The 12471-nt window shown below is 74.1% G+C and carries 11 protein-coding genes; 10 read left to right on the forward strand and 1 reads right to left on the reverse strand.

The window, feature by feature from the left end:
* Positions 1-109: 109 nt before the first annotated feature.
* From ACIGXJ_RS28890 to ACIGXJ_RS28930, 9 genes are all read left to right on the forward strand, one after another.
* Positions 110-1945 (forward strand): gamma-glutamyltransferase family protein, encoded by a 1836-nt coding sequence (locus ACIGXJ_RS28890; RefSeq protein WP_399651261.1) that lies wholly within the window; start codon positions 110-112, stop codon positions 1943-1945.
* Between the two features lie 86 nt (positions 1946-2031).
* Complete coding sequence (locus tag ACIGXJ_RS28895) at positions 2032-2877, forward strand: inositol monophosphatase family protein (RefSeq protein ID WP_399651263.1); 846 nt, start codon at positions 2032-2034, stop codon at positions 2875-2877.
* Positions 2878-2996: 119 nt separating this feature from the next.
* A complete protein-coding gene (locus tag ACIGXJ_RS28900) occupies positions 2997-4409 on the forward strand; it encodes a phytoene desaturase family protein (protein ID WP_399651267.1) in 1413 nt (470 codons plus the stop codon).
* 7 nt (positions 4410-4416) lie between these two features.
* Entirely contained in the window at positions 4417-4938 is a 522-nt protein-coding gene (locus ACIGXJ_RS28905; protein ID WP_399651271.1) for an O-acetyl-ADP-ribose deacetylase, read from the forward strand.
* A 7-nt stretch (positions 4939-4945) separates the two neighbouring features.
* Entirely contained in the window at positions 4946-5725 is a 780-nt protein-coding gene (locus tag ACIGXJ_RS28910) for a class I SAM-dependent methyltransferase (RefSeq protein WP_399651274.1), read from the forward strand.
* A 377-nt stretch (positions 5726-6102) separates the two neighbouring features.
* The gene (locus ACIGXJ_RS28915) at positions 6103-6528 is read left to right on the forward strand and encodes a CBS domain-containing protein (RefSeq protein WP_399651276.1); all 426 of its coding nucleotides are present in this window, start codon (positions 6103-6105) and stop codon (positions 6526-6528) included.
* 97 nt (positions 6529-6625) lie between these two features.
* Entirely contained in the window at positions 6626-8038 is a 1413-nt protein-coding gene (lpdA, locus tag ACIGXJ_RS28920) for a dihydrolipoyl dehydrogenase (RefSeq protein WP_399651279.1), read from the forward strand.
* A 132-nt stretch (positions 8039-8170) separates the two neighbouring features.
* A complete protein-coding gene (locus tag ACIGXJ_RS28925; protein WP_399651282.1) occupies positions 8171-9511 on the forward strand; it encodes a hypothetical protein in 1341 nt (446 codons plus the stop codon).
* Positions 9508-9981, forward strand: a complete 474-nt coding sequence (locus tag ACIGXJ_RS28930; RefSeq protein WP_399651284.1) for a hypothetical protein — start codon at positions 9508-9510, stop codon at positions 9979-9981. Before ACIGXJ_RS28925 ends, ACIGXJ_RS28930 begins: the two co-directional genes overlap by 4 nt.
* A 7-nt stretch (positions 9982-9988) precedes the next feature.
* Here ACIGXJ_RS28930 and ACIGXJ_RS28935 read toward each other — a convergent pair whose 3' ends face one another.
* On the reverse strand, positions 9989-10345 hold the full coding sequence (locus tag ACIGXJ_RS28935) for an ArsR/SmtB family transcription factor (RefSeq protein ID WP_399651287.1): 357 nt from the start codon (positions 10343-10345) through the stop codon (positions 9989-9991).
* Between the two features lie 56 nt (positions 10346-10401).
* Between ACIGXJ_RS28935 and ACIGXJ_RS28940 the strand changes: the two genes are divergently transcribed.
* The gene (locus tag ACIGXJ_RS28940) at positions 10402-12459 is read left to right on the forward strand and encodes a heavy metal translocating P-type ATPase (protein ID WP_399651290.1); all 2058 of its coding nucleotides are present in this window, start codon (positions 10402-10404) and stop codon (positions 12457-12459) included.
* Positions 12460-12471 lie beyond the last annotated feature (12 nt).

A 12471-nucleotide genomic window follows, 5' to 3' on the forward strand; every position in this document is an offset into this window, starting at 1 on the left:
CCGACGCCGTGGCGCATGTCCGGATATGTCCCGCGGCGGGCTGCCGCCGCCCGCACCCCGGCGCATACGATCGCACGACCCGTACGCCGTACCGCAGGGGAGTCCGCCCGTGTTCACCACGCGTCCCACCCTCCAGGGCACCTTCGGCATGGTGTCCACGACGCACTACCTGGCCTCGCAGTCGGCGATGGCCGTGCTGGAGGACGGCGGCAACGCCTTCGACGCGGCGGTGGCGGCCGCGTTCGTGCTGCATGTCGTCGAGCCGCACCTCAACGGGCCCGCGGGCGAGGTGCCCGTCCTGCTCGCCCCCGCGGGCGGCGGGGTGCGGGTGCTGTGCGGACAGGGCGTGGCCCCGGCGGGAGCGACCGTCGCGCACTACCGCGCGCTCGGCCTCGGCCTGGTCCCGGGCACCGGCCCGCTCGCCGCGGCCGTGCCCGGCGCCTTCGACGCCTGGATGCTGCTGCTGCGCGACCACGGCACCAAGGACCTCGCCGACGTGCTGAAGTACGCCGTCGGGTACGCCGAGCACGGGCACGCGCCCGTGGAGAACGTCGGCGCGACCGTCGAGACCGTGCGCGAGCTGTTCGAGACCGAGTGGACGTCGTCGGCGGAGGTCTATCTGCCCGGCGGCGAGGCGCCCCGCCCCGGCCGGCTGCTGCGCAACCCCGCCCTCGCCGCCACCTGGAAGCGGCTGCTCGCCGAGACCGCAGGCGCGGCCGGCCGGGAGGCGCGGATCGACGCCGCGCGGGAGGTGTGGCGCACGGGCTTCATCGCCGAGGCGCTTGTGCGGCAGTCCGCCCGCCCCACCCTCGACACCAGCGGCGAGCGCCACACCGGCACCCTCACGGCAGCCGACCTCGCCGGCTGGTCGGCGGCCTACGAGACACCGGTGACCTACGACTGGAACGGCTGGACCCTGTGCAAGGCGGGCCCCTGGAGCCAGGGGCCGGTCCTGCTGCAGCAGCTCGCCCTGCTGCCGCCCGAACTGCCCGCGTACGGGTCCGCCGAGTACGTGCACCTGCTGGTGGAGGGCTGCAAGCTCGCCATGGCCGACCGGGAGGCCTGGTACGGCGACGCCGCCGAGGTACCGGTCGCGGAGCTGCTGTCGGAGCCGTACAACGCCGGGCGGCGGAAGCTGATCGGCGACAAGGCGTCCTACGAGCTGCGGCCGGGGAGCCCGGGCGGGCGCAGTCCGCTGCTGCCCGCCCACGCGCGCGTGGCCGCTTCGGTCCCTTCCGGGCCCAGCCCGATGGACGCCCTGGGCGTCGGCGAACCCACCGTCGCCAAGCCCTCCACCTCACCGGTGCCGGGGGAACCGCGGGTCGGCGCCGACGGAGGCACCCGGGGCGACACCTGCCACCTGGACGTCGTCGACCGCTGGGGCAACATGGTCGCGGCCACGCCCAGCGGCGGCTGGCTCCAGTCCAACCCGGTCGTGCCCGAGCTGGGCTTCCCGCTCGGCACCCGGCTGCAGATGACCTGGCTGGAGGAGGGCCTGCCGAACTCCCTGACGCCCGGCCGCCGCCCGCGCACCACCCTCACCCCGACCCTCGCGCTGCGCGACGGAGTGCCGGTGCTGGCGTTCGGGACGCCCGGCGGCGACCAGCAGGACCAGTGGCAGCTGCACTTCTTCCTCGCCGCGGCCCTGCGCCCGCCGGTGCGCGGCGGCCTCGACCTGCAGGGCGCGATCGACGCCCCGAACTGGCACAACGACTCCTTCCCCGGCTCCTTCTACCCGCGCGGGATGCGCCCGGGCAGCCTCACCGTGGAGTCCCGGATGCCCGAGGACGTCGTGGCCGGACTGCGGCTGCGCGGCCATGACGTCACCGTCGGCGACGCCTGGTCGGAAGGACGGCTGTGCGCGGTCGCCCGGGACCCGGACACGGGCGTGCTGTCGGCGGCGGCGAACCCGCGGGGCATGCAGGGGTACGCGGTGGGGCGCTGAGCCCGGTCACCGGGTGTTCATGCCGATTCCGCCCGGTGTGCACGGCCCGGGTGGGGATTGTCAGTGGCGCGTGATCTCATGGAGGCATGATCGAAGACACGGAAACCATCGACGAGTTTCTCGCCCGCCACTCGGCCGACGTGGAGGAGGCGGTCCGCGCGGCCGCCCGCGCCGAGATCCTGCCCCGCTTCCGCCGCCTCGCCGCGCACGAGGTCGACCAGAAGAACGGCCCGCACGACCTGGTGACGGACGCCGACCGCAAGGCCGAGCTGTACCTCACCGAGGCGCTGTGCGCCCTGCTGCCCGGCTCCGTCGTCGTCGGCGAGGAGGCGGTGCACGCCAACCCCGCGACGTACGAGGCGATCAGGGGCGACGCCCCCGTCTGGATCGTCGACCCGGTCGACGGCACACGGCAGTTCGTGCGCGGCGAGGACGGCTTCTGCACCCTGGTCGCCCTCGCCCGGCACGGCGTCGTGCTCGCCTCCTGGACCTATGCGCCCGTCCGCGGTCAACTCGCCACCGCCGTACGCGGCCGGGGCGCCTTCCTCGACGGCGAGCGGCTGTACGCGGGACCGCCCACCCCGGGCCGCGACCTGGCCGTCGCCACCTCCCACCCCGACTACACCACCGAGGAGCAGAAGCGCGCGCTGCTCGGCCTGCGGACCGAGGGTGTCGCACCGCGCGCGTGCGGCTCGGCGGGACTGGAGTACCTGGCCGTCGCACGCGGCCAGTTGGACGCGGTCGCCTTCTCCTGGGAGGCGGCCTGGGACCACGCCGCGGGCCTGCTGCTGGTCGAGGAGTCGGGCGGCGCCCACCTCACCCTGACCGGCGAGCCGTTCCGCGTCACCGGCGGCAACTCCCTGCCGTTCACCGCGGCCAGGGACGCCGCCACCGCCCGGCGCGTGCTGCGCCTGCTGTCGGGAGCGGCCTGACCCCAGGGAGTACGGGTGCGTCCGGTGAGGAGGCGTCCGGGGAGCGGGTGTTGTCGGTGCCGCGGCATATCCTGACCCCGCAGGCCATCGGCTGACGAAGGAGTCCGAAGGTGCCGACCATGTTCGATGCGGTCGTGGTGGGAGCGGGGCCCAACGGGCTCACGGCCGCCGTCGAGCTGGCCCGCCGCGGCTTCTCCGTGGCCCTGTTCGAGGCGCGGGACACCGTCGGCGGGGGAGCGCGCACCGAGGAACTGACCCTGCCCGGCTTCCGCCACGACCCGTGCTCGGCAGCGCACCCGCTCGGCATCAACTCACCCGCCTTCCGCGCCCTGCCGCTGGAGGAGCACGGACTGCGCTGGCTGCACGCCGACCTGCCGATGGCCCACCCCTTCGACGACGGCACCGCCGCCGTGCTGTCCCGGTCCGTCGCCGAGACGGCCGCCTCCTTCGGCCCGCGCGACGCGGGCCCCTACCGCAGACTGGTCGAGCCCTTCCTGCCGCACTGGGACACCCTCGTCCGCGACTTCATGTCCCTGCCGCTGACCGCGCTCCCGCGGGACCCGGTCACCCTCGCCCGCTTCGGTCTGCTGGGCCTGCCGCCGTCCACCTGGCTGACCCGCCGCTTCCACGACGAGCGCGCCAAGGCCCTCTTCGCCGGGCTCGTCGCCCATGTCATCGCCCCGCTGAACGGCCTCGCGACCGGTGCGATCGGCCTGGTCTTCGCGCTCGCCGCGCACGCCCGCGGCTGGCCCGTCGCCGAGGGCGGCAGCCAGTCGATCTCCGACGCGCTCGCCTCCCTCTTCCGGGCCCACGGCGGCGTCGTCCACACCGACTACGAGGTCAAGCGCCTGGACGACCTGCCGCCCGCGCGCGCGTACGTCTTCGACACCTCACCCACCGCCCTCGCCCGCATCGCGGGCCTCGGCGACCGGTACGACGGCTACCGCTACGGCGCCGCCGTCTTCAAGGTCGACTACGCCCTCGACGGGCCGGTGCCCTGGACCGCGAAGGAGGCCCGCGGCGCGGGCACCGTACAGATCGGCCCGACCAGCACGGAGATCGGGACCGCCCTGCGTGCCGTCTCCCGCGAGGGGCGCGCGCCCGAGGTCCCCTTCCTGATCACCGTCCAGCCCAGCGTCGTCGACCCCACCCGCGCGCCCGACGGCAAGCACGTCTTCTGGGCGTACGGGCATGTCCCCCACGGCTGGACCGGCGACCTCACCGACGCCGTGGAACGCCAACTGGAGCGCTTCGCGCCGGGATTCCGCGACCGCGTCCTCGCCCGCGCCACCGCGGGACCGCCCGAACTCGCCGCCCGCAACGCCAACTACGTCGGCGGTGACATCGCCTGCGGCGCGTTCACCGGACTGCAGACCCTGCTGCGGCCCAAGCTGTCCCTGGCGCCGTACCGCACCCCGCACCCGGCCGTGTTCATCTGCTCGTCGGCGACGCCGCCGGGCCCCGGCGTGCACGGCATGTCCGGGCACAACGCGGCGAAGGCGGTCTGGAGACGGCTCAGAGGAAAGGGTTGATGCAGCCGTGACCACCATCACCCTCGTGCAGGGCGACATCACCCGGCAGAGCGCCGACGCGATCGTCAACGCCGCCAACTCCTCGCTGCTGGGCGGCGGAGGCGTCGACGGCGCCATCCACCGCCGCGGCGGCCCGGCCGTCCTGGAGGACTGCCGCCGCCTGCGCGCCTCCCACTACGGCAAGGGCCTCCCGACCGGTCAGGCGGTCGCCACCACCGCGGGCGACCTCGACGCCCGGTGGGTCATCCACACCGTCGGCCCCCGCTACAGCCGGGACGAGGACCGCTCGGAGCTGCTCGCCTCCTGCTATCGCGAGTCCCTCCGCGTCGCCGACGAACTGGGCGCCCGTAGGGTCGCGTTCCCGGCCGTCTCCGCCGGGATCCACGGCTGGCCGACGGACGACGCGGCACGGATCGCGGTGAACACCGTGCGCGCCACCGCGACGGCGGTCGAGGAGGTCAGGTTCGTCCTCTTCGACGAGACCGCCTACGCCGCGTTCGCCGCGCGGCTCCGAGACGTCACCTCCTGAGGCCGGCATGTGGACGGGTGCGGACGCCTACGAGCGCTACATGGGGCGCTGGAGCAGGCTCGTGGCGCGGGAGTTCCTGCCGTGGTGCGGCGCGGGGGACGGACTGCGGTGGCTGGACGTGGGCTGCGGTACGGGCGTGCTCTCGCGGACCGTGGCCGAGCGGTGCCGGCCACGGCTGGTGCTGGGCGTGGACCGGTCGGAGGCGTTCGTCGCGGCCGGGCGGGCGGCTGGGGGCGGACCGGCCCGGTGCGTCGTCGGGGACGCGGTGGCGCTGCCGGTGCGCGAGGGCGCCTTCGACGCGGCGGTGTCGGGGCTGGTGCTGAACTTCCTGCCGGAGCCGGTGGCCGCCGCGTCCGCGATGGCCCGGGCGGTCCGGCCGGGCGGCACGGTCGCCGCGTACGTCTGGGACTACGCCGAGGGCATGCGGTTTCTGCGCCTCTTCTGGGACGCCGCCGTGGGGGTGGACCCCGCCGCGGCCGCCCTGGACGAGGGCCGGCGCTTCCCGGTGTGCCGCCCCGAGGCCCTGCGGGAGACGTGGACGCGCGCCGGGCTCTCCGAGGTGGCGGTCACCGGCATCGAGGTGCCGACGGTGTTCGCCGGGTTCGACGACCTGTGGGAGCCGTTCCTCGCCGGGCAGGGCCCCGCACCCGCGTACGTCGCCTCCCTCGGCCCGGCCGCGCGGGACCGCGTGCGGGACGCACTCGCCGGGAGCGTCGGGGCCGGGCCGCGGGAGGGCGAGGTGGCGCTGACGGCCCGCGCGTGGGCGGTGCGGGGGAAGCGGCCGTAGGCCACGCCCCCACCCCGGAGCAGGTGGCAGCCCCCACCCCGGAGCAGGGGCAGCGGCCACCCCGGCGGCTCGGGCAGCGGTCGGGCGGGGCCCAGGTCCGCAGCCGGGACAGCGGCAGCTCGCGCAGGCAGCGGCGCGGGGGAACCAGGCGCAGCGCGGCCGGCCCACGAGGTCGGTGACCTCTGCGTGCCCGGCCGCGCCCCCCGGGCGATCAACGCGCACCCGCCTTCTGCGTGTGACCCGGTCCGCCGGGGAAACCCGGGCCGTGTGAGGAGCGCCGCGGAGCCCCCGCACGCCCGGCCGACGGGAACCCGGGGTGTGCGCCGGCCGGACCGAGCCTGCCGCGGAACGCCGTACGCAACCCACGGGAGGTGCCCATGAACCGGCAGATACGTGACGTGATGTCGCCCGGCGCGACGGCCGTGGAACCGATGACCACGGTGGCGCGGGCCGCGCGGATGATGCGCGACGAGGACATCGGCGACGTCCTGGTGGCGTACGACTGCGACCTGTTCGGTGTGCTGACCGACCGCGACATAGCCCTGCGGGTCGTCGCCGAGGGCCGCGACCCGGCGGCCACGGCCGTCGGCACGGTGTGCACCCGGCCGCCGGTCGTGACGCTCACCCCCGACGACACGACCGACCACGCCGCCGAGCTGATGCGCCGGCACGCCGTACGCCGCCTGCCCGTCGTCGAGCACGGCGGCTGCCCCGTCGGCGTGATCACCCTCGGCGACCTCGCCACCACCGACGACCCCCGCTCGGCCCTCGCCGACATCAGCCGCGCCGGCCCCAACCACTGAGAGGGTGATCACCTTTGGTGGGGCTCGGTGGCGGTGAGCCGGGCCGGGCGAAACAATCTGTTGCGCACCGCTCCTACGTCACCGAAGAGGACCACCCATGGACGAGCAGGACGAGCACTTCGACGTCGTGGTACTCGGCGCCGGCCCCGGCGGGTACGTCGCCGCCGTGCGCGCCGCTCAGCTCGGCAGGAAAGTCGCCGTCGTGGAGGAGAAGTACTGGGGCGGCGTCTGTCTGAACGTCGGCTGCATCCCCACCAAGGCCCTGCTGCGCAACGCCGAGCTGGCGCACATCGTCACCCGCGAGGCGAAGACCTTCGGCATCAAGGTGGACGGCACGGTCTCCTTCGACTACGGCGAGGCGTTCCGGCGCAGCCGCAAGGTCGCGGACGGCCGCGTCAAGGGCGTCCACTACCTGATGAAGAAGAACAAGATCACGGAGTTCGACGGCCGGGGCACCTTCCTCGACGCGAACACCCTCCAGGTCGCCGACTACGACGGCAACACCCGCACCATCGGCTTCGACAACTGCATCATCGCCACCGGCGCCACGCCGAAGCTGCTCCCGGGCACCAAGCGCACCGCGCGCGTGGTGACGTACGAGGAGCAGATCCTGGCCGACGACCTGCCGGAGTCGATCGTGATCGCGGGCGCCGGCGCGATCGGCATCGAGTTCGCGTACGTGCTGCACAACTACGGCGTGAAGGTCACGATCGTCGAGTTCCTGGACCGCATGGCCCCGCTGGAGGACGCCGAGGTCTCCGCGGAACTGGCCAAGCAGTACCGCAAGCTCGGCATCGACGTGCTCACCTCCACCCGGGTGGACGCCATCGACGAGTCCGGCCCCAAGGTGCGGGTCACCGTCACCGGCAAGGACGGCGCCCAGCAGGTGCTGGAGGCCGACAAGGTGCTCCAGGCCATCGGCTTCGCGCCCAACGTCGAGGGCTACGGCCTGGACAAGACCGGCGTCCGCCTCACCGACCGCGGCGCGATCGACGTCGACGGCCGCTGCCGTACGTCCGTCCCGCACATCTACGCCATCGGTGACGTGACGGCCAAGCTGATGCTCGCGCACACCGCCGAGGCGATGGGTGTGATCGCGGCCGAGACCCTCGCGGACGCCGAGACGATGGAGCTCGACTACGCGATGATCCCGCGCGCCACCTACTGCCAGCCGCAGATCGCCAGCTTCGGCTACACCGAGGCGCAGGCCCGCGAGCTGGGCTACGACGTCAAGGTGGCCAAGTTCCCGTTCACCGCCAACGGCAAGTCGCACGGCCTCGGTGACACGGTCGGCTTCGTCAAGCTGATCAGCGACGCCAAGTACGGCGAGCTGATCGGCGGCCACCTCATCGGCCCCGATGTCACCGAGCTGCTGCCGGAGCTGACCCTGGCCCAGCAGTGGGACCTCACCGTCCACGAGGTCGCCCGCAACGTCCACGCCCACCCGACCCTCGGCGAGGCCGTCAAGGAGGCCGTCCACGGTCTGGCCGGGCACATGATCAACATGTGACGCACGGCATCACCGGTGACAGCCGGGCGGGGGCCGTTCACCCGGAGGGCCCCGCCCCGGTCGCCGCCGCCGCGCGGGCGGGTTGTCCTTGCTTGCGTCGGGGTTCGTCCCGGCGCGAGGAGGGAGCGGCCCATGGCGGAAGGGTACGGCTCGGCCGGGCCGGGCGAACTGGAGCACCTGCGGGCCCGTGTCGCGGCCCTGGAGGCCGAGCGCGCCCGCCCGCAGCACCACCGGGTACGGGCCTTCTTCTCCGTGGTGCTCATCGTCCTCGGCTGCGTCCTCGCCCCGCTGAGCCTGGTGGCCGCCTGGACCGCCGACATCGTCGGCGACACCGACCGCTACGTCGACACCGTCAAGCCCCTCGCCTCCGACGAGGACGTGCAGAACGCGGTCGCCGACCGGGTCACCGACGCCGTGATGCAGTACCTGGACCTGGAGGACCTGCTCCAGGGGGTGGCGCCGGACGAGCGGCCCCTGGTGGACAAGGCGCTGGGCAAGCTGGGGCCCTCCCTGGAGGGGGCCGTCGCCAGCTTCGTCCACGACAAGGCGCAGGCGGTGGTCGCCTCCGACGCCTTCGAGAAGATCTGGACCGGGGCCAACCGCCGCGTCCACAGCGCCGTGGACGAGGCCCTGACCGGGGGCGGCGACGGCACGGTGCGGCTGAACGACGACACGGTCACCGTGGACCTCGGGCCGGTCGTGGAAGAGGTCAAGGCGCGGCTCGTCGACTCGGGTCTGACGGTGGCCGAGAAGATCCCCGAGATCCACGCCCGGTTCACGGTGGTGGAGTCCGAGGACATCGGCAAGATCAAGACGTACTTCCGGCTGCTGCAGGTGCTCGGCTTCTGGCTGCCCGTCGTCGCGCTGCTGCTGATCGCGGCCGGCGTGCTGCTCTCGGCCCACCGCCGCCGGGTGCTGATCACCGCGGCGCTGTGCCTCGCCTTCTCGGTGCTGGTACTCGGCGTCGCCCTGAGCGTCTTCCGGGGCGTGTACCTCGACGCCCTTCCGTCCGGGGTGAACCGGCCGGCCGCCGGGTCGGTGTACGACACGCTGATCCGCTATCTGCGGGCCGGGGTGCGGATGGTGATCACGCTCGGTGTGGTCGTCGCCGTCGCCGCCTGGCTCTGCGGGCCGGGCCGCTGGGCGACCGGACTGCGGCACATGTGGCACTCCGGTGTCGGCGCGACGCGCTCCAGCGCGGACCGGCTGGGCATGCGCACCGGTCCCGTGGGCCCGTTCCTGCACCGCTACCGCACCTGGATCACCTGGATCCTCGTCGCGGCGGCCGTGCTCGCCTTCGTCCTGTGGCCGTACCCGACGGGCTGGGTGATCTTCGGGCTGGCACTGGGCCTGCTGTTCGCGCTGACCGTCGTCGAGTTCCTGGCCGAGGACCGGGAGCCGGGGAGGACCGCGTCCACCACGGGGGGACCACCGCAACCGGGGGCAACATCACCGAAAGGGACCGCACCATGAGCCAGAACGCAGCACAGCCCGGCGGACGGCCGGAGGGCGACATCGGCACCGCCTGGAGCACGCCCAAGGGGCGGCAGGCCGGGCCCGGGCAGCCCGACCCATGGGTCTCCGGCGGCGTCCTCTTCGCCGGGGTGCTCATGCTCTGCGGCGGCGTCCTCGCCGTCCTCCAGGGCATCGCGGCCATCGCCGAGGACGACGTGTACGCCCGCATCGGCTCCTACGTCTACGAGATGGACCTCACCGGCTGGGGCTGGGTCCACGTCATCCTGGGCGCGCTGGTGGCCGTCACCGGGGCGGGCCTGCTGAAGGCGGCGCCCTGGGCCCGGTTCGCGGGCATCTTCTTCGCCGCGCTCAGCCTGATCGCCCAGTTCCTCTTCCTGCCGTACGCGCCGGTCTGGTCCGTGATCATGATGGCGATCGACGTGTTCGTCATCTGGGCGCTGGCCAGTCAGCAGGAACGGACGGCCTGAGCAGGCGTCAGTCCCGGGCGTCACTGATGCCCAGGCGCAGATGCTCGACGTGGTAGACGGCCTGGTCGAGCAGTTCGGCGACATGGTGGTCGTGCAGGGCGTAGACGACCGAGCGGCCGCGACGCTCGCCGACGACCAGGCCGAGGTTGCGCAGCAGGCGCAGCTGGTGGGAGCAGGCGGACTGCTCCATGCCGACCTCGGCGGCCAGCTCCGTGGCGGGCAGCGGGCCTTCGCGCAGCCGCGCCAGGATCAGCAGCCGGGACGGGGTGGACAGGGCCTGGAGCGTGGTGGCCACCTTGGCGACGTTGTCCGCGTCGAGGCGTACGCGATCCGTGGCGGTGGTGGTGACGGCTCCATGACCCATGGACGTATCCTACCCATCTCGCATGAACAGATGAATGAGTCTTCAAGTGTTCCTGTATGGTGGCCGGCGTGTCAGCGACCCTCACCACCCGATCCGCTCCCGCCCGCCCCGCCGCGGGCCCACCGCGCCGCCGCACCCGTGTCCTCGCCCTGCCCGAGGCCCGCTGGGCGCTCGTCTCGCTCCTGGCGTTCCTCGCGGCCCTGACCCTGGACCTCGGCGGCGCCCCGGCCTGGGCCCATGCGCCTCTCTATGCCGTCGCGTACGTCACCGGCGGCTGGGAGCCCGCCCTGAAGGGGCTGCGGGCCCTGCGCGAGAAGACCCTCGACGTCGACCTGCTGATGATCGTCGCGGCGCTCGGCGCGGCCGCGATCGGGCAGGTCCTCGACGGCGCGCTGCTGATCGTCATCTTCGCCACCTCCGGCGCCCTGGAGGCCCTGGCCACCGCCCGCACCGCCGACGCCGTACGCGGCCTGCTCGACCTCGCCCCCGCCACCGCGACCCGGCTGACCGCCGACGGGGAGGAGACCGTCCCCACGGCCGAACTGGCCGTCGGGGAAGTCCTGTTGGTGCGCCCGGGCGAGCGCATCGGCGCGGACGGCACGGTCCTCGACGGGGTGAGCGAGGCCGACCAGGCCACCATCACCGGCGAACCCCTCCCGGTCGTCAAGCACCCCGGCGACGAGGTGTTCGCCGGCACCCTGAACGGCACCGGCGCCCTGCGCGTGCGCGTCGAGCGCGACCCCGCCGACTCGGTCATCGCCCGGATCGTCACTCTCGTCGAGGAGGCGTCCCGCACCAAGGCGCCGACGCAGCTGTTCATCGAGAAGGTCGAGCAGCGCTATGCCGTGGGCGTGGTGGCGGCGACCCTGGCCGTCTTCGCCCTGCCCCTCGCCTTCGGCGCCCCGGTGACCGACGCCCTGCTGCGGGCGATGACCTTCATGATCGTCGCCTCGCCGTGCGCGGTCGTCCTCGCCACCATGCCGCCCCTGCTGTCCGCCATCGCCAACGCCGGCCGGCACGGCGTCCTCGTCAAGTCCGCCGTCGCCATGGAACGCCTCGGCGAGATCGACACCGCCGCCCTCGACAAGACCGGCACCCTCACCGAGGGCGTCCCCGAGGTCACCGGAGTGACGCCCCTGCCGGACTCCGGCCTCGACGCGGACGGGCTCCTCGCCCTCGCCGCCGCGGCCGAGCACTCCAGCGAGCACCCGCTGGCCCGCGCGATCGTCGCGGCGGCCCGCGCCCGTGACCTGCCGATCGCCGCCGCGCGGGACTTCACGGCGACCCCCGGGGCCGGCGTCACCGCCACGGTCGGGGGCCGAAAGGTGACCGTGGGCCGGGACGCGGGGGAGGGCGGGGAGGCTGCCGCCGGCCGGGAGGCCGACACCGGTCGGGGGGCGGGCGCCCCCGGTCAGGAGGTGAGCACCCCCGGGCGGGAGACGGAGGTCGCCGGGCGGAAGGCGGAGGTCGCCGGGCGGGAGGCCGCCACCGTCGTCCGGGTCACCCGTGACGGCATCCCCGTCGGCACCCTCGCCCTCACCGACCGCCTGCGCCCTGACGCCGCCGCGACCACCGCCGAGCTCACCGAGCTCACCGGCTCGGCGCCCCTGCTGCTCACCGGCGACAACGAGGCCACCGCGGCCCGGGTCGCCGGGGCCACGGGCCTGACCGACGTACGCGCCGGTCTGCTGCCCGAGGGCAAGGTGGACGCCGTACGCGGCCTGGAACGGGCCGGCCGCAAGGTGCTGTTCGTCGGGGACGGGGTCAACGACGCCCCGGCGCTCGCCGCCGCGCACTCGGGCGTGGCGATGGGCCGAGCGGGGTCCGACCTCGCCCTGGAGACCGCGGACGCGGTGGTCGTGCGCGACGAGCTGGCCGCCGTACCCGCCGTCGTACGGCTCTCCCGCACGGCCCGCCGCCTGGTGCGGCAGAACCTGGTGATCGCCGGCACCTTCATCACCGTCCTGGTGGTGTGGGACCTGGCCGGGCACCTGCCACTGCCGCTCGGCGTGGCCGGGCACGAGGGATCCACCGTGCTGGTCGGCCTGAACGGGCTGCGGCTGCTGCGCGAGTCCGCCTGGCGATCCGGGCCGCCGCAGGACAGCCGAGGTTGATGTCGGATTCTC

The sequence above is a fragment of the Streptomyces sp. NPDC053367 genome (assembly GCF_044545925.1).
In the GTDB taxonomy this organism is placed as follows: domain Bacteria; phylum Actinomycetota; class Actinomycetes; order Streptomycetales; family Streptomycetaceae; genus Streptomyces.